General features: G+C 34.9%; 17 protein-coding genes. 9 read left to right on the top strand and 8 right to left on the bottom strand.

The features are described from left to right. Positions 1-95: 95 nt before the first annotated feature. The 3 genes from ftsZ to AC07XU_RS14690 all read left to right on the top strand — a co-directional run bounded on the left by ftsZ (position 96) and on the right by AC07XU_RS14690 (position 3,738). Positions 96-1,754, top strand: a complete 1,659-nt coding sequence (ftsZ, locus tag AC07XU_RS14700) for a cell division protein FtsZ (RefSeq protein WP_494944395.1) — start codon at positions 96-98, stop codon at positions 1,752-1,754. 301 nt (positions 1,755-2,055) lie between these two features. After that, entirely contained in the window at positions 2,056-3,297 is a 1,242-nt protein-coding gene (locus AC07XU_RS14695) for an aminotransferase class I/II-fold pyridoxal phosphate-dependent enzyme (protein ID WP_494944394.1), read from the top strand. A 264-nt stretch (positions 3,298-3,561) separates the two neighbouring features. Then, positions 3,562-3,738, top strand: coding sequence for a BF3379 family histone-like protein (locus AC07XU_RS14690; RefSeq protein WP_494944393.1), 177 nt, complete (start codon positions 3,562-3,564; stop codon positions 3,736-3,738). Between the two features lie 56 nt (positions 3,739-3,794). On the opposite strand, the gene AC07XU_RS14685 is transcribed toward AC07XU_RS14690, so the two are convergent. The 5 genes from AC07XU_RS14685 to AC07XU_RS14665 form a co-directional block, all read right to left on the bottom strand. Then, entirely contained in the window at positions 3,795-4,070 is a 276-nt protein-coding gene (locus AC07XU_RS14685; RefSeq protein WP_494944392.1) for a hypothetical protein, read from the bottom strand. Between the two features lie 293 nt (positions 4,071-4,363). Next, positions 4,364-5,239, bottom strand: coding sequence for a 4-hydroxy-tetrahydrodipicolinate synthase (dapA, locus tag AC07XU_RS14680; protein WP_494944391.1), 876 nt, complete (start codon positions 5,237-5,239; stop codon positions 4,364-4,366). Between the two features lie 74 nt (positions 5,240-5,313). Beyond that, on the bottom strand, positions 5,314-5,694 hold the full coding sequence (locus tag AC07XU_RS14675) for a GxxExxY protein (protein ID WP_494944390.1): 381 nt from the start codon (positions 5,692-5,694) through the stop codon (positions 5,314-5,316). 56 nt (positions 5,695-5,750) lie between these two features. Continuing rightward, a complete protein-coding gene (ligA, locus tag AC07XU_RS14670) occupies positions 5,751-7,766 on the bottom strand; it encodes an NAD-dependent DNA ligase LigA (protein WP_494944389.1) in 2,016 nt (671 codons plus the stop codon). A 312-nt stretch (positions 7,767-8,078) separates the two neighbouring features. Beyond that, positions 8,079-8,753, bottom strand: coding sequence for an ACP phosphodiesterase (locus tag AC07XU_RS14665; protein ID WP_494944388.1), 675 nt, complete (start codon positions 8,751-8,753; stop codon positions 8,079-8,081). Positions 8,754-9,048: 295 nt separating this feature from the next. Between AC07XU_RS14665 and tyrS the strand changes: the two genes are divergently transcribed. Further along, positions 9,049-10,335 (top strand): tyrosine--tRNA ligase, encoded by a 1,287-nt coding sequence (gene tyrS / locus AC07XU_RS14660; RefSeq protein ID WP_494944387.1) that lies wholly within the window; start codon positions 9,049-9,051, stop codon positions 10,333-10,335. A 173-nt stretch (positions 10,336-10,508) separates the two neighbouring features. On the opposite strand, the gene AC07XU_RS14655 is transcribed toward tyrS, so the two are convergent. The 3 genes from AC07XU_RS14655 to AC07XU_RS14645 are packed head-to-tail and all read right to left on the bottom strand — an operon-like array spanning position 10,509 to position 14,305. Next, on the bottom strand, positions 10,509-11,507 hold the full coding sequence (locus AC07XU_RS14655) for a LuxE/PaaK family acyltransferase (protein WP_494944386.1): 999 nt from the start codon (positions 11,505-11,507) through the stop codon (positions 10,509-10,511). Positions 11,508-11,511: 4 nt separating this feature from the next. After that, positions 11,512-11,871 (bottom strand): hypothetical protein, encoded by a 360-nt coding sequence (locus tag AC07XU_RS14650; protein WP_494944385.1) that lies wholly within the window; start codon positions 11,869-11,871, stop codon positions 11,512-11,514. 1 nt (position 11,872) lies between these two features. Further along, positions 11,873-14,305, bottom strand: coding sequence for a penicillin acylase family protein (locus AC07XU_RS14645; RefSeq protein ID WP_494944384.1), 2,433 nt, complete (start codon positions 14,303-14,305; stop codon positions 11,873-11,875). 195 nt (positions 14,306-14,500) lie between these two features. Between AC07XU_RS14645 and AC07XU_RS14640 the strand changes: the two genes are divergently transcribed. The 5 genes from AC07XU_RS14640 (at position 14,501) to pgmB (ending at position 21,745) form a co-directional block, all read left to right on the top strand. Further along, complete coding sequence (locus AC07XU_RS14640; RefSeq protein WP_494944383.1) at positions 14,501-17,344, top strand: TonB-dependent receptor; 2,844 nt, start codon at positions 14,501-14,503, stop codon at positions 17,342-17,344. Between the two features lie 426 nt (positions 17,345-17,770). After that, positions 17,771-18,253 (top strand): hypothetical protein, encoded by a 483-nt coding sequence (locus AC07XU_RS14635; RefSeq protein ID WP_494944382.1) that lies wholly within the window; start codon positions 17,771-17,773, stop codon positions 18,251-18,253. Between the two features lie 387 nt (positions 18,254-18,640). Further along, a complete protein-coding gene (locus tag AC07XU_RS14630) occupies positions 18,641-18,943 on the top strand; it encodes a hypothetical protein (protein ID WP_494944381.1) in 303 nt (100 codons plus the stop codon). Positions 18,944-19,250: 307 nt separating this feature from the next. Next, positions 19,251-21,089 (top strand): glycoside hydrolase family 13 protein, encoded by a 1,839-nt coding sequence (locus AC07XU_RS14625; protein WP_494944380.1) that lies wholly within the window; start codon positions 19,251-19,253, stop codon positions 21,087-21,089. Between the two features lie 5 nt (positions 21,090-21,094). Next, positions 21,095-21,745 (top strand): beta-phosphoglucomutase, encoded by a 651-nt coding sequence (gene pgmB / locus AC07XU_RS14620; protein WP_494944379.1) that lies wholly within the window; start codon positions 21,095-21,097, stop codon positions 21,743-21,745. The last annotated feature ends 5 nt before the right edge of the window (positions 21,746-21,750 follow it).

Below are 21,750 nucleotides of genomic sequence, written 5' to 3'. Positions count from 1 at the left end.
TTAACAGTTGTGGAAAACGCCTGTTAAAAAAGTGTTAATATTACAAAAGAAGATGAACAGAAATTTCAATTTTTAAACAACTGATTCATAACGATATGAAGTTCGAAATGTTAAAAGATAAGTCGTCAATCATCAAAGTAATTGGTGTTGGAGGCGGTGGAGGTAATGCGGTAAACCATATGTACCGTCAAGGAATTACGGGTGTAGACTTTATTATTTGTAATACTGATGCGCAAGCGCTAGAGTTTAGTCCTATTCCTAACAAGGTGCAATTGGGTGCTAGCTTAACCGAAGGTATGGGTGCTGGTGCACAACCTGAAGTTGGTAAAAACTCTGCTATAGAAAATATCGACGACATCAAAGCGATGTTGGGAAGCACTACTAAAATGCTTTTTATTACTGCTGGTATGGGTGGTGGTACAGGTACTGGTGCCAGTCCAATTATTGCAAAAGCAGCAAAAGAATTAGGCATTCTAACGGTGGCAATTATTACAACTCCTTTTGCTTTTGAAGGTAAAAGACGTAAAATGCAAGCCGATGATGGGATGGAAGAATTGAAAAAATATGTGGATTCTTACCTAGTGATTTCTAACGATAGGTTGCGTGAAATTTTTGGCAACTTAACTTTAGGCTCGGCCTTTGCACAAGCAGATGATATTTTAACAACTGCTGCTAAAGGTATTGCAGAGATTATAACTGTTCCTGGTTACATCAACGTTGATTTTAAAGATGTAAGCACTGTGATGAAAGATAGCGGTGTTTCTATAATGGGTAGTTTTTCCGCAGATGGCGAAAATAGAGCTTTAGTTGCAGTAGAAGGAGCTTTAGCTTCTCCATTATTAAAAGATAACGAAATTGAGGGTGCTAGATACATCTTATTAAATATCAGTTCTGGTGTACGTGAAGTAACTATGGACGAAGTTTCAATCATAACAGACTACATTCAGGATAAAGCAGGTTTATCTGCAGATTTAATTTGGGGTAATTGTATTGATGAGAACTTAGGTGATAACTTATCGGTAACAATTATTGCTACTGGTTTCCAAACTACAGAGCAAAGAGCAAAAGATAAAGAGAATGTTAAAAAAATCTCTTTATTAACTCCAGAAGAAGCCCCACTAGTTAGACCAGTTGAGCCGGTAAACTCTTTTATTGAAGCAAAGCCACAACAGGTAAGTAATGAGCCAGTTTTAAAAGCACAAGAAGAAAAAAAACAATCTGATTTATTTGGTGATTTATTTAACCTAAGTAGACCAGCAAAATCAGAGGAACCAACTAACCAAAATACAGTTGTTCATCACTTGGTTGAAGAAGAAGCACAATCAAATGAAGCAGAATCTGGTTTTGAATTTGAAGTAAAATTAGCAGAAACGGAGTTTGTTTTTGATACGCCTATTGCTAATTTTGACGAGGAAGAAGAGCTAACACATATTCCAACACCTGCGCCAGTTGCTTCAGCACCAGAGCCAGTAGTTGGATTAGATGACCATAAGAATGACGACTCAATTGAAGATCAATTAAGAAAATCTAAAGAAAGAATTCTTAAGTTGAAAGATTTGAGTATGAAGTTACGTACCACAAATGGTTTGCAAGAATTAGAAAATGAGCCTGCCTATAAACGCAAGCAAATGCAATTGCAACAAGTACAACATTCTTCTGAGTCTCAAGTATCGAGATTTACATTAAGTAATGATGAAGATGGTTCTACAGAAATAAGACCAAACAACTCATTCTTACATGATAATGTTGATTAATAAATAACGAAATAGATTAAAGCCTTAGCAATGTTTTTGTTAAGGCTTTTTTGTATTATGACATGGGTTTAGTTGTTTTTGCATGAGGGATAGCAGTGAAAATCCTTTTTTGTCATTCTGAGCGAAGTCGAAGAACAAAAAAGATTGAAACGTATAGCCAGACCCTTGCGTAGGTTGGGGCATGCCCTAATTAGTCAACAGTTTGTAGTTTAAGTACAAAGACAATTTTTAAACCTTGTTAAATAGGGATTTTAAGCTTAAATTTGGCGCACAAAAATAGATAACATTAAAATACATAACATTGGATATTTTCGATAAACTTACAAAGCGCATGGGCCCAATTGGGGAACATTTTAAATGGTCTCATGGTTATTTTTCTTTCCCTAAATTAGAAGGAGAGATTGCCCCACACATGAACTTTAGAGGAAAAGAATTATTGGTTTGGAGCTTAAATAACTATTTAGGTTTAGCAAATCACCCGGAGGTGAGAAAGGCAGATGAGCAAGGCGCAGCAGAATTTGGCATGGCGTATCCGATGGGTGCTCGTATGATGTCTGGAAACTCTAAATACCATGAGCAATTAGAGCAAGAATTAGCTGAGTTTGTTGGTAAAGAAGATGCTTTTGTGCTTAACTACGGTTATCAAGGTATGGTTTCTATTATTGATGCACTAGTTGATAGAAAAGATGTTGTGGTTTACGATGGCGAATCGCATGCTTGTATAATTGATGGTTTGCGCTTGCACATGGGTAAACGTTTCGTTTACAAGCACAATGATATTGATGATTGTCGTAAACAATTAGTAAGAGCAACTAAATTAGCTGAAGCTAATGGTGGTGGTATTTTAGTAATTACTGAAGGTGTTTTTGGCATGTCGGGTGCGCAAGGTAAATTAAAAGAAATTATAGATCTCAAGCAAGAATTTGAGTTCCGATTGCTTATTGATGATGCGCATGGTTTTGGTACTATGGGACCAACTGGAGCAGGTACACACGAGGCTCAGAACTGTATTGATGGTGTTGATGTTTATTTTGGAACATTTGCAAAATCTATGGCGGGTATTGGTGGCTTTGTAGCTTCTACAAAAGATTTAACAAATTATTTTAGATATAACTTACGTTCGCAAACTTATGCAAAGGCATTGCCAATGCCAATGGTTATCGGTTTACTAAAACGCTTAGAGTTGTTAAAAAACGCTCCAGAATTAAGAGAAAAACTTTGGAAGGTTGCTAAAACTTTACAGGGTGGCTTAAAAGAAAGAGGTTTTGATATTGGAGTAACTGATACAGTAGTTACACCTGTTTTCTTAAAAGGCGAGTTGCTAGAGGCTACAGCTTTAACAATGGATTTACGTGAAAATTATGGTATTTTCTGTTCTATTGTAGTTTATCCGGTTATACCAAAAGGCATGATTGAGCTAAGGTTAATTCCTACGGCTGTACATACCATGGAAGATGTGCAACGTACATTAGATGCCTTTAGTGAGGTTGCAGAAAAGCTTAAAACTGGAGTTTACGCTAACGCTGAAATACCTACAACTTAGAAATTAATAGAATTAGATAAAAATGCCCTCTACAGCATTGTGAGGGCATTTTTATTTTAATTTTTGACTTAACTATTTGATTTATAGGTATTTGTGTAGATTTTAAACGTATTTGCTTGTTTATAACCTAGTTAAATGTGGAAAAAAACAGCAATGTGACACTTCATTTTATGTTTAAAATATTTTTTTATTAAAATAATCCTCTTACTTTAGTACAAGAGTATTAATCAAAACCTTAAAAAAGAACTAAAAAGTATTTTAAAAATGAAAAAATTTGAAGAAGTAAAAGCACTAGTTGCAGCTTTAGAAGCTGATGCAGACAAATTTTACAACAAATCTAACAGCGCTGCTGGAACACGTGTACGTAAAGGTATGCAAGATTTAAAAAACTTAGCTCAAAGCATCCGTTTAGAAGTTCAAGAAACTAAAAACAAAGCGTAATTAGCTTTCTCGTTTAACAAAAAAGAAGCGCCCATAACCAAGGCGCTTTTTTTATTTTAAAATCTCATGAATTTGTAGTCATTAACATTTTCACCTTCCTCATATCGAAATAATTTTCCCTTGTCAAAAGCAAAAAAGGCATACAAAGATTGCAGGCCATTGTTTGTTCTGTAAATGGTAATACCTCTGTCATCAGCCATAACTTTTTCTGGTTTGTTTAATTTTAAGAATTCTTGCTCGCTCATGCCAATGCTGTATTTTGGCCGATCGTAGCCCATCACATGGCAACCCATTGTGCCTAGCACAATAAGTATTAATACTAATTTTTTCATTTGTGTGTGTTTAAGTGTGTACTTGCTTCGCTTCAATAATTATGCCTGCTGCTTCCATAATAAAGCCTATTTTGTAACAATTTAAACGAAAATAAAAGTTGAATTAGGCAAAGTTATCACTAGTGAAATTGTAAAGAGCAACAACTCTAGTTTAGATATAAGATGGACGATGTTGAAAGGTTGAGAATCAAAAAAGCCCTAAAAAATTTAGAGCTTTGATTAGAAAGGAATACAATTAAAGATAACAAATGACCTATAATTTATTCTTAATCACCATTAAATTCTTTTGATAATTATAAATTTGCTAACTGTTTTGCAATACTTTGAGTAAGTTCAGCAGAAGCACTTACCAGTGGCAAGCGAACAACATCATCACAGATATTTAATGTTTTTAAAGCAGATTTTACACCAGCGGGATTTCCTTCAGCAAACATTAACCTTGTAATTTCTAACAAACTTAAATGCGATGGTAAAGCTGATGCATAGTTGCCTTTTAAACACAACCTAATCATATCAGACAATTGTTTTGGCAAAGCATTACCAATTACCGAAATTACACCAACAGCACCAATTGAAATCATTGGTAAAGCAATAGGGTCATCACCAGAAATTAATAAAAAATCTTCTGGCTTATCTCTCATAATCGCATTAAATTGCTCAAAATTTCCACAAGCTTCTTTAGTAGCAATGATGTTTTTAAAATCATGAGCTAAGCGACAGGTTGTTTCTGCACTCATATTACTTCCAGTTCTGCCAGGTACATTATAAAGCATAATTGGCATTGAACTTAACTCGCTCAAGTATTTATAATGCTGGTATATTCCTTCTTGCGTAGGTTTGCTATAATAAGGGCTAACCGAGAGTACCGCACTATAATTGTTATTTTCGAAAGTTTTAATGGCATCGCCGATAACTTGAGTGTCATTGCCACCAATACCAGCAACTAATGGTAAACGTCCATTGTTAATTTCAGCAGTAAAATCCCACACCTTCTTCTTCTCGTCCTTGCTCAATGTAGCTGTTTCGCCTGTTGTACCTAATGATACAAGGTAATCTATACCTCCATCAACCAAGTGATTGATCAGTTTTTCTAATCCCTGATAATCTACCGATCCGTCTGTGTTAAAAGGCGTAACTAAGGCTACACCAGTACCGTGAAATTTATTCATTTTAATTGTAAAGTTTACCACCAAGTCACTAAGAACACAAGGGTGTTTTTTAAATTTATTATATTTTATTGAAATTATAAGTAGCCATTTATAACTCTTTTTATTCCATCTTTTATTCTTATAACGTTAAAGTTCATTATCAATCCAAGTTTGCAATTTGTAAGCTTTAAATAGGTTAAAGTCTGAGCTAGGTGAACATTATTTAATTCACTAACTGATTTTATCTCCACAATTACTTTTCCTTCAACTAAGATGTCAATTCTATAACCACATTCTAAATAAACTCCTCTATAACTTATAGGTAAGTTTACTTGAGAAGCAACATTAAGACCTAAATCATTTAGTTCAAAAATTAAGCAAGCTTCATATGCCGATTCTAGTAATCCAGGACCAAGTTGCACATGTACATTATACGCAGCTTGGACAATTTTCTTAGCTATTTCATCTTCAGTCATGTATAAATATACTGTAAGATTGCGAATTACAAAATAATCTTGGTGCTCTTTGTGCCTTAGTGGTTAATCAAAAAAAGCAACTCTTCCTCACTTATCAAAGGCACATTTAATTTTGTTGCTTTTTCTAACTTAGATGGTCCCATATTTTCGCCAGCAACCAAATAATCTAGCTTGGCAGAAATACCACTTAAAATTTTGCCGCCGTTCTCTTCAATTATAGTCTTTAACTCTTCGCGACTATGCTTTTCGAAAACACCCGAAATTACGAATGTTTTTCCAATTAATTTGTCGCTTTGCAGCAACATTTCAATTTCTACTACTTCAAATTGTAAACCTGCTTGCTTTAAAAGCACAATTTGTTGCAAATGATCTGCCTTGCTGAAGTACTCTTGAATACTTTCTGCAATTCTTCCACCAATTTCATCAACAGCAGTAAGCTCTTCTACAGACGCAGTGATTAAGTTATCTATATTTTTTAAACCTCTGGCTAATTTTTTGGCAACTGTTTCGCCCACGTATCTAATCCCTAAGCCAAACAACACTTTTTCAAAAGGCATTTCTTTAGATGTTTCAATACCTTTTAACATATTCTCGATAGAACGTTCGCCAAAGCGATCAATTTGTTTCAACTCGTCTGCCTTAGTATGTAAAGTGTATAAATCGCTGATATGTTTAACCAAACCACGCTGATAAAAAGTTTCAATCGTTTCATCACCCAAGCCGTCTATATTCATCGCCTTTCGACCAATAAAATGCTGTATTTTACCCACAATTTGTGGCGGGCAACCTTCGTCGTTAGGGCAATAGAAAGCAACTTCACCTGCTTTACGTATCAATTCACTTCCGCATTCAGGACAATTACTAATGTATTGAATAGGTTTAGAATCAGCTTTTCGCAAATCAATATTTACTTTAATGATTTTCGGGATAATTTCTCCGCCTTTTTCAACAAATACAGTATCATGCTCATGCAAATCCAATCTTAAAATCTCATCAGCATTATGCAAAGTAGCACGTTTAACAGTTGTTCCAGCCAATAAAACAGGTCTTAAATTAGCAACAGGAGTAACTGCGCCAGTTCTCCCAACTTGATAGGTCACTTTTTCTAACTCTGTTTGTACTTCGGCGGCTTTATATTTATAAGAAATTGCCCAACGCGGAGATTTGGCCGTAAAACCCAATTCCTGCTGTTGTGCATAGCTATTTACCTTAATTACAATTCCGTCTATGTCGTAACTTAATTTAAAACGCTTTTCTTCCCAATAGGCAATAAAATCTAAAACATCATCAATATTGCTAACTAATTTACTATGCTCAGAAATATTAAAACCCCATTTATTTACCGTTTGCAAACTCTCCCAATGTGTTTTAAAAAGTTGCTTATCGGTATTTAAAGCATATAAGAAACAATCTAATGGTCGTTTTTTAACCTCTTTAGAATCTTGCATTTTTACCGTTCCGCTGGCAAAATTTCTCGGGTTGGCATAAGGTACTTCACCCAGTTCTTCACGTTCTTTGTTTAAGCGTTCAAACGCTGCTCTGTGCATAAAAACTTCGCCTCTAATTTCAAAAACTTCAGGAATGTTATCTCCTTTTATTCGGTGCGGAATAGTATGGATCGTTTTAATATTTGAAGTTACATCATCGCCCTGTGTACCATCTCCGCGGGTTACGGCTCTAACCAATATGCCATTTTCATAAGTTAAACTAATCGATAAACCATCAAATTTGAGTTCGCAAACATATTCAAAATCATCGCCAATGACTTTTTTTACACGTTCATCAAAATCTCTTAAATCTTGCTCGTTGTAGGTATTACCCAACGATAGCATTGGCCACTTGTGCTTTACCGTTACGAAATTTTTGGTAATATCGCCGCCAACTTTTTGAGTAGGAGAGTTAGGGTCTGCAAATTCTGGATGTGCTTTTTCTAACTCTGCAAGCGCTTCTAATTTCTTGTCGAACTCATAATCGGCAATTGTGGGCATTGCCAAAACATAATAGTTATAAGTATGCTGGTTTAACTCTGTAACCAATGCATCAATTTGTTCTTTCACCGCAAAAATAGACATGAAGCAAATATAAAAATAGTATTGAGATGTGAGATATTTGAAATGATTTTGGTTAATCAAATTTTTAGAAAAGCAAATTTAATGCAGCGATTAGCGTTACTCCTGCTAACCGCTATATTTCGGGGTAACCGCGAGGGTTGCCCCTACATGCTCGCTCATATCAGGTTTAGTTAACTCAGGTTTTGCTACTATGAGGGGTTTCAATTGCACCGCCTTAAGTGTGCTAACCCCGACAGCAGCGGAAATCTCCCGATTAATCGGGAATTGAAGCGAATGGCGGGACTAACTTTAATTGGAAAACTATTTTGCGTTTCAAATTATTTTTTCTTCAATTACTTGGTAAATATCGAGGTAATTTGTTGCTAACGATTTTTTATAGATTTCCAGCTGCTGGGTAAGTTGTAATACGGTTTCCTCATCAAACGGATTATTCCATAAACGCATGCAAATTCGTTGTAATGCATAACTAATGTTCTCTAGCTTTTGGTAACTCAACAAGTACCTGCTCGATTTAAAACTATTAAAAAACTTAAAAAACTGATCTAAGTTTTCTGCTCCGCAGTTTTGTAAAAACTGAGCTAAAACAGCATCATCAACCTTGTTTAAGTGCTCGTAAAATGAATTGATATTAATTTTATGATTAACAACTAAAAGATGGTCTAAAACCAATTCTACCCCGATGTGTGCTAAAAAAGATGGCCTAACCGGGCTATCTTTTAATATGGGTAAAAGCAGTTGTTTTAGCTTTGCCATTTCATCTATAAAAAATGGCGAAGAGTGGAAAATCAAATCAACTTCTAAATGGCGTTTCCAACCGTTAAGAATTTGAAGTAATTGATCATCAGCAATAAAATTTTCTTCTTTTTTCTGAGGATAAAAATTCCATTCTTTATGCGCATTTTTAACTAAATCGGGCAAAACAGTTCCAATAACCATATTGGAGTTTGTGTTTTTACGCTCGAAATAGTAATGCGATAGGAAATTCATTAGGTAAAGGTAGTTAGAAAAGTCCGAAAGTTCGGAAGTAGGTGAGTAAGCCAGCCGGTTGCACTAATATTTCATAATTTTTAATTGAATGAAATGGACCTTCCACCTTTCTTCCCTCCATTTTCCAGCCTTTCTCCTCTTCCAGCCTTCCATCTTTTTTAGTCTTTCAGCTTTGGTCTTTGGTCTTTAGTCTTTCAGCTTCCAGTCCTCCAACTTCCACCTCTTCTAGTCTTTCAGCTTTGGTCTTTAGTCTTTCAGCTTAATCTCTTATCTTTGCCCACCTAAAATAATAGAGATGAATAATTTTGTAGAAGAATTGCGTTGGCGAGGTATGTTGCATGATATTATGCCTAATACTGAAGAAAAACTGAATGAAGGCATGACATCCGGTTATATCGGTTTTGATCCAACAGCAGATTCATTACATGTTGGTCATTTAACGCAAATTATGACTTTAATTCATTTTCAAAGAGCTGGTCATAAGCCTTTTGCGTTAGTTGGTGGTGCAACCGGAATGGTTGGTGATCCATCGGGTAAATCTGATGAGCGTAACTTACAAACGCCAGAAATGATTGAGCATAACCTTAATGGCATGAAAAAACAGCTTGCCAAATTTTTAAAGTTTGAAGACGCTGGCAATGGTGCGGTTATGGTTAACAATGCCGATTGGTTTAAGGATATGAACCTTTTTACTTTTATCAGAGACGTAGGTAAACACATCACCGTTAACTATATGATGGCAAAAGATAGCGTTAAAAGAAGATTAGAAGGCGATTCTGGTTTATCATTTACCGAATTTTGCTATCAATTGATACAAGGATACGATTTTTACTATTTGTGGAAAAACAATAATTGTTTGGTGCAAATGGGCGGTTCAGACCAGTGGGGTAATATTGTTACAGGTACAGAATTAATCAGAAGAAAAGATCAGGGTACGGCTTATGCAATTACAACACAACTAATTAAAAAAGCTGATGGTACCAAATTTGGTAAGACAGAAACTGGTGCGGTTTGGTTAGATCCAGAAAAAACTTCACCGTATAAATATTATCAGTTTTGGCTAAATGCATCCGATGATGATGTGAAAAAATGGATCAGAATTTTTACTTTAAAAACCCAAGCAGAAATTGAAGCATTAGAAGTAGAACACGATGCTGCACCACATTTGCGTACTTTGCAAAAAGCTTTAGCTCAAGAAATTACCATTAAAACACATTCTGAAGAGGCGTTAGAAACTGCTATTAAAACGTCTGAATTTTTGTTTGGTAATGGAGCATTAGAGTTTTTGAAAACATTAGATGCTAAAAGTGTTTTAGAAATGTTTGAAGGTGTGCCTCAATTTAAAATTGCCAAAAGCGAACTTGCTGAGGGAATAGATATAGCAACATTATTAGCCGAAAAAACAAATGTTTTTCCTTCAAAAGGGGAAGTGAAAAAGACGATACAAGGCGGTGGTTTAAGCGTAAACAAAACAAAAGTAACCGAGATGTTGGCTAACTATACCACATCAGACTTAATTAATAACGAGTTCATTATTGTGCAAAAAGGAAAGAAAAATTACTTTTTGCTAATAGCGGAATAAAATTCAAATCTCAACGTAAATTGGCTGTCACGCTGAGCGTAGTCGAATCGCATTTTTTGGTCTTCGACTACGCTTAGACTGAAAATATCAAAGGAATTTAATTTTAAAGAATAAGCTGCAAAATTTAGTTTCGTTTGGCTATTTTATTTTGAGTTATAGATAAGAGCTCGGTTTTACTGCACCAACAAATTACAGCCCCTAATATCGGCATTGTCAAATCTGCCTAATACCTCGAAACTACCATCGCTATAAGTTTTTCCTAAATCTTGCGTAGCAATAAAAGAACAAGAGTTAAAATTAGCCAAATCAATTACATTTATTCCTCCGCTTTGCTTAAGTTTTACTAAACTTAAAGGGTCAGATGTATCCCTCAATAATATTTTCATCCAAGGCGGACAGTTAAATATTCCTTTGCCGTAAGAATACCCTTGCGAAAGCAATTCTGTCATCCCATATTCGCTATGTATATTTGCTACACCAAAGCCATTACACAGCGTGTCGTGTAATTCTTCGCGAACCATTTCTTTTCGCTTACCTTTCATGCCACCTGTTTCCATCACAATTAGCTCAGGGAAATCTATCTGAAATTGCTCAACAAAATCTAATAAAGCATAAGTTACACCAATAAGTATGGTTTTTTGCTTTGCTGCTTTAAGTGATAAAAGTGTTTGGTAAAGTGTATTTAAATCGTGCAAAAAATATCCACTTTGTGGCTGCTTACTTTGTTCGAGCAAATCATCAACCATGTAAATTAACGAAGAACCATCTCGTTCTAAATAGGATGGAAGCAGGGCTAAAATACATAAATCTTCTGCTTTGCCATAAAATTGCTCAAAAGCTTTATTATAACTTTTTTCATAAATACTTACATCGCTAACCAAGTGCTTACTGGTAATTTGCCCTGTAGTGCCCGAACTGCTGAAAATGATTTCTGGTTTGTCTTGAGTACTTAATATTTGATGACTTTTAAAAAAACTGATGGGTAAAAAAGGAATTTGAGTAAAGTGATCAATTGCTTTGATGTCTATCTTTAGATGATTGATAAATGCATGATAAGGTTCACATTTAGCAACCTGATGCCTAAAAACAGTTAAAGCCACTTTGTTAAAAGTAGCTTCATCGTTAATTGAAAAAATTTGATCAGCAGAAAAATTCACTGCACAAAAATACAAAGAATTATGCTTTTTGTGCTGGCGTTTTCTTTATAATCATAGCTTTTCTAAATTGGTAGCCACAATAGCCAGAAATGCCAGCAGCTAAGCCGCCTATTAAACCTGTAGCAAATAATACTATTGGCCAATATTTAACGCTAAGCATTTGCGCCATTCTGCCCGCCAAAACATTATGATTAGGCAAACTTTTAAATAAAGCAACTCCAATCCAAAGCAAAAATATAGCTAGAAATGGTTGCCAAAAGGAAATTTTACCAGTTTTGCCAATAATGCCACAGGTAGCAAAGCTGATGATCACTACGATCCACCAAGGTAAAACTGTTTGTAATAAAAATGCAGCTATAATGATTACGATAAATACCATACTATTTTCTTGAAATTTTATAATGAGAGATAATTTTACCTGATTTATCATCAGGAGATTGCATAAAAAACAATGGGTTTAGTTTTCCTTCTGCCCAGGTATCAATCATGTTGTCGTAAAACGGACTGCCTGGATTACCTGATTGCCCACCTGGATAAACACCATGACCTTTTACGTTTTTGCCTAACTCAATAACCATGCGCCATGATGGCCCGTTAGCTTCACTCATGGCATTAACTGTGCTTTTAGCACCACCAATTGCTAATTTTTTTGAGCCAAAACCAGGTATTTTTGCTAAATGTGGTACGTTTGTTCCTTTTACATCGCCCCAATTCCAGTTTTTGCCAATGGTACCATATTTACGTTCTAAACTATCACAAGCAAATTTAAATGATTCGTTAACTAAATATGCCAGCGTTTCTTTTTCACTAGTTTTTACATTGTCAAACCATTTAGCGTTAGGATCTTTTTTGATTAGTTCTATTGTTCTATCTCTTGATGGGTAACGCATAGGAACATCGGCGATAGTAAAATCATCATCCCAAATATCATAGCTTAATCTTTTTGTCCATAAATCAAAAATACTTGCCCCAATTTCTTTGGCCTCAAAATATTTATTCCACTTTGTGATATAACTTAAACCCTCTTTTTGGGTAGCATTTAATTTACTGGCATCAATTAATGGTAAAATGTGCGGTAATAAGTCATCAGCCATAATGCTGTATGAATCGGTTTGTAAATTTCGCATGATATCTACATTGATTTTATTCATCGCTGTGAGCCTGTCGTTAATCCGCTGACCGCGTTCATAAGGCGAAAATTCCCAATTAATGTAATAAGGATAAGTTTGATCGGTTGATGATTGATTGGCAGAGCTTACAAAGTTGCGAGGTGGATTTTTAACTGTTGGATTTTGAGAAGCAGGTATCCAACCTTGCCAATCGTTACCTGGGTCTGAGCCATCTAAAATAAATTTACCTTGGTTTTTCCATTTCAATGGGAATTTTCCATTTGGTGTAATGGCAATATCGTTTTCGGCACTTGCAAAAATAAAGTTTTGAGCTGGAGCAGTATAAAATGTTAACGCTTTGCGGTAATCGGCATAATTTTTACCTCTGTTTAGGTAATAAAAAGTCATCAATTCATTAGAGCTATCATGGGCTATCCATCTTAATGCATTGCCAATAGGTACATTGTTGGCTTTGCTATATTTTGCTTTTTGTAGATATACAACTGGTCCTTGGTGGGTATAGTAAACCGTATCAATTTCATCCGCAGCACCTCTAATTTTGATGTTTTCTAAACGCTTGGTTGTTTTTTTCCAACTGTTGTTGTACCAATATTCTTGGTGTGTATTGTCTTTAAATTTAATCTGATAAAAATCTAAAACATCAGCAGCCACATTGGTAACGCCCCAAGCAATATCTTTATTAAAGCCAATAATAACACCTGGCGCACCTGGTAATGAAACACCATATGTATTTAAACCTGGCGCATTTAACTGAATTTGATACCAGATAGATGGTAATGATAAATCTAAATGTGGGTCATTTGCTAAAATAGGAGAACCCGATTCTGTTTTCGAACCGTTTACAGCCCAATTGTTACTGCCAATTCCTTCAATTTTTTGAGCGGTTTTGATGTTGCCAGTCATCATTTCGGTATAGCCTTTAGGTGTTGGCGGTATAGGCAAAGGATCAAAATCCCATTTTGTACCTACCGGGATAATTGGACTTTCTTTAAAAGGATAATCAGGGAAAAGGTCTTTTGTAATTTCCGGTCCGTATTTTTTAAGGATGTTGGTCATGTAAAATTCATCAGAACCCATGGCTAATACAGCCGACATTTGTTTAAGCAAAAGTGCGCACTTTATAGGTGTCCAATCTTCGGGCTTAAAATCTAATATTTTATACTCTAATGGTAATTTTCCTTTTTTTAGTGAGTGGATGTAATCATTAATTCCAGCAGTGTAGGCTAAAATCATTTCTCTAGATTTAGGATCTGCCATCATTCCTTTTAAAGAATTCTCGGCGCCATAAACCATTCCCATTCTCCGTTGGTAGCGGTCTACTTCTATGGCTTTATCACCCACCACTTCAGACAATCGGCCTGCTGCAAACCTAGTTTGAAAATCCATTTGCCATAGGCGATGTTTAGCGGTAACATAGCCTTGGGCATAATATACATCATAATCATTTTTTGCAAACACATGCGGAATCATCTTGTCATCAAAAAAGATATCTATATCATCTTTAGCTCCTTTTAATGATATTTTTTTAGATGATGCAATTAGGTCACTTTCAGCATTTTGCCAAAAACCCATAAACGGATTTAATAGTTTGGCAACAGGTGGTGTATCGCCAAATTTTGTATTTAGCGCATAGGCTAATATAATAGGTATGATAATGCAAATGAGCGCTTTTACTTTATTCATATAGATACATATTTACTTCGGTTTGGCTTGTTTACTAAGTTTTTACTTCAAACAATTGTTGCAATTTAAGATAAAAATGAATTTGTTGGTAATCAAATTAGATTTTGTGAATTAAATTTTGTGCAGAATAGAATTTGTTAGTATCAAAATTTGTTTTAAGTTTATACTAAATAAACAAATATAAACTTCTTAAGTATGAACAAAATCTTTACAAAAGTTATTTTTATGCTTGTAATGTTGCTGGTAACTGGGGTTGCCGTACATGCTCAAAGCATAGTGGTTAGCGGAACCATAACCGATAAATCTACAAAACAACCATTACCTGGTGTTAGTGTAACTATTAAAGGTAAAACTGTAGGCACATCAACTGATACAAAGGGTCAATTCTCATTCAACACAACAGAAAAGGCACCTTTTACCCTTGTTGTTTCTTACGTAGGTTTTCAATCTCAAGAAAGAGAAATAACTGGCAATGCTTCAAATTTAAGTTTCGAATTAGAAGATGGTACAGTTTTAGGACAAGAAGTTGTAATATCTGCTTCTAGAACACCAGAACGTATTTTAGAATCGCCGGTAACTGTTGAACGTATGGGAGCTGCACAAATTAGAGAAGTAGCTGCGCCATCTTTTTATGATGCCATTCAAAACATTAAAGGTGTTGAGATGAGTACTCAAAGTTTAACCTTCAGATCTTACAATACAAGGGGTTTTAATGCCAATGGAAATACCCGTTTTAATCAGTTAATTGATGGAATGGATAACCAGGCGCCAGGCTTAAATTTCTCGGTAGGTAATATTGTAGGTATTACAGAATTAGATGTAGATAATGTTGAGTTATTGCCAGGAGCTTCATCGGCTTTGTATGGTGCTGGTGGTATTAGCGGTACGTTATTAATGACTTCTAAAGATCCTTTTAAATATCAAGGCGTAAGTGCGCAATTAAAAGTTGGTGTAAACCATGTTAATGATAACAATACTTCGGTACAAGAATTTAGACAATTTGATATGAGAATGGCTAAATCTTGGAACAATAAGTTTGGTGCTAAGTTTGCATTCTCTTATTTACAAGCAAAAGATTGGTTTGGTACCAATTATTCTAACTTTGATAGAAGTTCTAACATGCCTAAATCTGGTACTCGTCAATCAGATCCAGCTTATGACGGAGTTAATGTTTATGGTGATGAGACAGCCTATAATATGCGTTTGGTAGCAAATAGTGTTTTAGCAGCTGGTACGCAAGGTTTTATCCAACAGTATGGTCAATTGACAGGTGGTTTAACTCCAAGTCAGGCTCAAATTAATTCATTTTTATCTACTAATGCTCAAACAAGACCATTCTTCGCAGGCATTAACACTCCAGGTTTATTGCCAAATCAGGATATTACAAGAACTGGTTATAATGAGATTGATTTAGTTGATTATGATACTAAATCATTAAAAATGAGTGGAGGTTTGTATTATAATTTTACACCTACAATTCAATTAATAGCTCAGGCAAATTGGGGTACAGGAACTTCAGTTTATACAGGTTCAGATCGTTATTCTTTACGTAATTTTAATATTGGTTTATATAAATTAGAATTAAAAGGTGAAGATTTTTACATTAGAGGATATACTACTCAAGAGCGTTCTGGTGATTCATATATTTCTTCAATCTTAGGTGCATATGTGAGTGAAAAAGATAAATCTTCGCAAACATGGTTACCTCAATATGTTGGTAATTATATTGGAGCTAGATTATCAAATCCAGCGGTTACTGATGCACAAGCACATAATGCTGCTCGTCAGGCTGCAGATGCAGGTAGAGCTTTGCCAGGCACAGCTAGATTTGAAACCTTTGCAAATCAAATTAAAGACACTTTCATCAGTCAAACAAATTTAGCAACTGGTGTTTACGGTGCAAAATTCGATGATAAATCTAACCTTTATCACTACGAAGGTATGTACAACTTCTCTAGAGCATTTAATAATGTAGTAGAGTTTCAAGTTGGTGCCTCAGCTCGTAGATATGATTTAAATTCTGGAGGTACTATTTTTGATGATTTAAACAGGGAAATTGACATTGATGAGTATGCAGCATTTGCACAATTAGCTAAAAAATTCGGCGAATCATTTAAGTTATCAGTAGCTGGTCGTTTTGATAAAAGTCAGAATTTTGAAGGTCGTTTAACACCACGTGTTACTGGTGTATGGACAGTTGCTAAAAACTCAAACATTAGAGCATCATTCCAAACAGGTTTCCGCAATCCAACAACCCAAAATCAATATATAGATTTAGCTGTAGGTGGTGGTAGTCAGCGTTTAATTGGTGGTATACCAGAATTTTTAAACAAATATAATCTATTAACCAACAAGCCAATAACTGAGGCAAGTTATAGAGGTTTGGTTGCTGGAACGGGCGCACCAGTAGTTTATAATTTTGATGCTAGAGGTGTTCGTCCTGAAAGTGTTACTGCTTATGAGTTAGGATACAAAGGATTATTAGGTTCTAAATTATTGATAGATGTTTATGGATTCATGAACACCTATAAAGACTTTATAACTGCTGTTACTGTACGCCAAAATCAAGGTACTCCAACTGCACCTAACTTTGTTAAATTCGGTGTGCCAGTTAACGCTACCGGTAAAGTTAAAACTTATGGTGGTGCTTTCGGCTTAGATTACGTGATGGGTAAATACACAGCTTCGGGTAACGTTTCTTACAATAAATTGCAAGATTTACCAGTTGCTTATGAAAATGATTTCAACACGCCAGAAGTTCGTTACAACATCGGTCTTAGCAATCGTGAGCTTATTAAAAACTTTGGTTTTAACATAAATTACCGTTGGCAAGATAAATTTACTTGGTTCTCTTCTTTTGCCGGTGGCGAAGTACCAGCTTTTGGAACTGTAGATGCTCAAGTGAATTTAAAAGTGCCTTCAGTTAATTCTGTAATTAAAATTGGTGGTTCAAACATTTTAAATAAATACTATTACACTTCTTATGGTAACCCAGAAGTTGGTGCAATGTATTATGTTTCATTAGCGTTTAACCCTTAAACTAAACATTAATTTTTTTATAATCGATCCTCTCTGCAAAAGCAGGGAGGATTTTTTTATGGGTTAATTTTCCCAATATGTAGAGATATTGTGGTGAATTTGCACAATTGCTTTACCTTAATTGCACAGATTCTCACTCATAACCTTTCTAGCTTCTTTAAAGTTAAACTCTAAAAATAAGGCATCATTTTTTACTGTTAAATAATCAGAGCGAGCTATTGCCTATAACATTTATGTAGTAATATATTTCGGTCTGGAGACCTGGGTTTGAAAAGGGAATTTAAATTGTCCGTTGGAACACTTAAACCAGATGGTTTTAAAAGTTGCACGCGACACGCGTGCGCCAGCAGGGGGGATGAACTTTACGCATCAGTAAAAATTGAAACAAAAATAGAAATAAAGCCTTAACAATCTGAAGTCAATAACATGAAACAATTTAAAATCAGTTTTCAAAATCCGTTTGATCGAGATATCACCCAAATTAATTACATCAACCAAGAAGAAACTGTTAAAAGCTTTTTAGCAATTGATTGGGCGAAGTTAAATCTTGAATGTTTTAATAAAGAAGAAGAGGTTTTAAATAATTTTTATTTTTTCGATGTAGAAACTACGAATGATCAAGGTTCCAAATTTAATTTAACCATCGCTGGTCAGTATACTTATGGAGAACAACTAGAAAAATCAGGACCACTGTTTGATGTAATCTATGAAAGGCCAGCAGAGAAAAAGAGTAGGGGCTTTTTGGGTTTAGGTGCAGAAAAAACAAAAATTGTATCCACCCCAAATCATCTTCCCGATTGTAATCAAGCATTTGTGATAAAATGTATTATGGCATTTATAACTGATGATTTGCGGTTTCTGGAAAATAAAATCAATCGTGGTATGAAACACACATTTAGACGAGATTGAATTAAGGTTTTCGAAGAAAATAACATATTAAAAATGAAAACTAACTTTACAATATTAATACTAATAGCGGTACTTTCCCCCGCTAGCGCACGCCTGTGGAGTGTGATATATAGTAATGTTTAACAGAATGAAATATAAAAATGTGTTTAAATTGATATGATGAAGGCTTAGAAATTGCACACGCGGCACGCGTGCGCTAGCGAGGGTTTTATGATGGTTTTAGAAGTTGCACACGCGGGGTAATGCAGTAGGTGATGAAATTAGAAAAGAAATTGAAGATAAAGGTTATAAGCGTATATTATCAGAAGTTGCCCCTGATGGAAAAATAAGTTATAAGTTACTCAAAGATCAAGAAGGTAAGGTGTTTGAAATCATAAATCTATAAATATGAGAGATAAGTTAAAAGACAATTCGTACTTTGAAAATAAGATTAATGCCGAATTAAGAGGGAGAATAAAGAGAATTGAGAAGTTTAAAAATGATGAAATAGCCTTGGATAGAAAACATATTGTCCTAAATAGTATGGCTGGAGATATACTAATCTCTACTATCGCAAAATACTCAGCAGGCTATCTAATAAAAGATTTGTATACTGACTATTACGAAGCGGTAAACTTTATGTACCAGCTGTTCGAGATGTTCCGCAGGGCATCTCGAACTAAAGATAAAAACGGATTTGTAATCCGATAGGTTAATGCCTCTATACCGTAAGTCTGTAAATTGTGAGATGATAGTAGAGTTTAACAGAAAAGTATATAAAAATAACCATAAATAAATTTTAAATATAATAGGATTGAGAAAACACTAAACAAAAACAAAGATTGGTTCCATCCCTAGGTCAATCTTAAGATAAGACCAACAATCAAATTATAAATAGTGTAATCAATAGCTTCTCGATTTTTCGGTAAGCTATTTTTTTATGTTTTATTTTGCTAATTCTTTGTGTTTTAACTTAAAAATTTACACTTTAGCTTTTTAATAAACCAAATGTAAACCGATGAAAAAATCGATCCTTATTGTATTTATATTTGTAGCGCAAATACAAGTTTCATTTGCTCAATTGGCAGATTTAGAACGTGTTGAGCCCATGAATTGGTGGGTTGGTTTTAAAGATCAATCACTTCAGTTATTGGTAAGAGGAAATCAAATTGCTAAAAGAGTTGCTTCGTTAAATTACCCTGGAGTAAAGTTAGTGAGCGTGCAAAAAGTAGAAAACCCTAATTATCTATTTGTTAACCTGCTCATTTCTTCAAGCACTAAATCGGGAACGTTCCCGATAAATTTCATTAAAAAGGGAGAAAAAACTTTAACTTATGCTTATGAACTTAAATCTCGAGTTAAACAGAAAAGAGGAGTTACCAATCAAGATTTCATTTATTTGATAATGCCAGATCGCTTTGCCAATGGCGATGTAAGCAATGATCAAATTGCCGAAATGAAAGATAAGAAGTTTAGCAGAGATTCTATCTTTTACCGTCACGGTGGCGATATTCAGGGTATTATTAATCAATTGCCTTATTTGCAAGATTTGGGAGTTACAGCACTTTGGCTAAATCCGGTTTTAGAAAACGATGAAAATAGAACTTCCTATCATGGCTATGCCAACACCGAAAACTATAAAGTTGATCGCCGATTAGGAACTAATGAATTGTATAAAAAACTAGTTGACGAATGCCACAAGCGTGGGATGAAAATGATTAAAGATTTGGTGCACAACCATATAGGCGATCAGCATTTTTTATATCAAGATCAACCTGCTAAAAATTGGTTTCATCAATGGCCAAAATATACAGGTACCACTTATAAAGACCAAACCTTGTTTGATCCATATGCAGCAAAAGCTGATCAAAAAATAATGACTGATGGCTGGTTTGATCGGCACATGCCAGATGTTGATCAAAAAAATCCGTTAGTAAAAAAATACATTACACAAAGCCACATCTGGTGGATAGAATATGCGGGCTTAGATGGTTTTAGGTTAGATACGTATGCTTATAACGATCGAGATTTTATGGCCGAATGGGCAAAAATAATTTCAAAAGAATATCCAGATTTCAGCTATTTCGGCGAAACCTGGGTAAACGGAACTGCAAATCAGGTGTTTTTTACAGAAGGAAATACTGTAAACCAAAAGTTCGATACAGGTTTGCAAGCGGTAACAGATTTTCAGACTTATTTTGCCATTAACGAGGCGCTAAATGGTAAATTCGGGTGGACGGATGGTGTAAACAGGTTGTATTCGGTTTTGGCTAGCGATTACCAATACAAAGACCCAAGTAGAAATGTTGTGTTTTTAGATAACCATGACATCAGTAGGTTTTATTCGGTAGTGAATGAAGATTTTAACAAATTTAAATCGGGTATCATACTATTATTATCACTTCGTGGGATCCCTCAAATGTATTACGGTACCGAAATTTTAATGAAAAACTATGCCAATCCGGATGGTAAGGTACGAGAAGATTTTCCGGGCGGCTGGCCTACAGATAAAATAAATAAATTTATCCCGACAGGAAGAAATGAAAAAGAAAATGAAGCTTTTAATTTTGTTAAAACCTTAGCAAATTACAGAAAGCAAAACAACGTGTTGCAAAATGGAAGTATGATGCAATTTGTGCCAGAAAATGGTATTTACGTATATTTTCGATACAATAAAGAAAAAACTGTAATGGTGGTAATGAATAGCAATGAAAAGGATGAAGTTTTAAAAACAGATCGTTTTGCAGAGCGAATTGGTAATTACAAGTGGGCAAAAAATATCATTACAAATGAAAAAATTGCTGTTGAAACTTTGAAATTGCCAGCCAAAACAACTTATATATTTGAATTACAATAAGAAATATGTCTAAAATAAAAGCATGTATTTTCGATCTTGATGGTGTAATTGTAGATACAGCAGTGTATCATTACAAAGCTTGGCGCAAGTTAGCCAACCAGTTAGGGTTCGATTTTACGGAAGAGCAAAATGAAGAGTTAAAAGGAATTAGCCGAATAGAATCCTTAAAAATTATTTTAAATTGGGGCGGAGTAAGTAAATCTGAAACGGAGATGGAAGAGATCGCAACCCTAAAAAACACTTGGTATGTAGACATGATTACCAAAATGACACCTGATGAAATTTTGCCAGGAGCAAAGGAGTTTTTAGAATTGGTTAGAGCAAATAATTACCTCACCGCATTAGGTTCGGCAAGTAAAAACTCAGAAACCATTTTAAACCAAATAGGACTTATTGATTTATTTGATGCATTGGTTGATGGTAATAAGGTTACTAAATCTAAACCCAACCCTGAAGTTTTTTTGGTAGGTGCTAAAGAATTAAATGTTAAACCAGAAGAATGTGTAGTTTTTGAGGATGCAGTTGCAGGAGTACAGGCTGCAAAAAAAGGTGAAATGAAAGCAGTTGGCATTGGCAAGGCCGATGTGTTAAAAGAGGCTGATTTGGTAGTGGCTGGATTGAATGAAATGACGATTGAAAAATTGGAGAATTTATAATTAGA

It is taken from the genome of Pedobacter sp. GW456-11-11-14-TSB4 (genome assembly GCF_059424425.1).
This window is presented reverse-complemented; position numbering and strand designations above follow the sequence as displayed.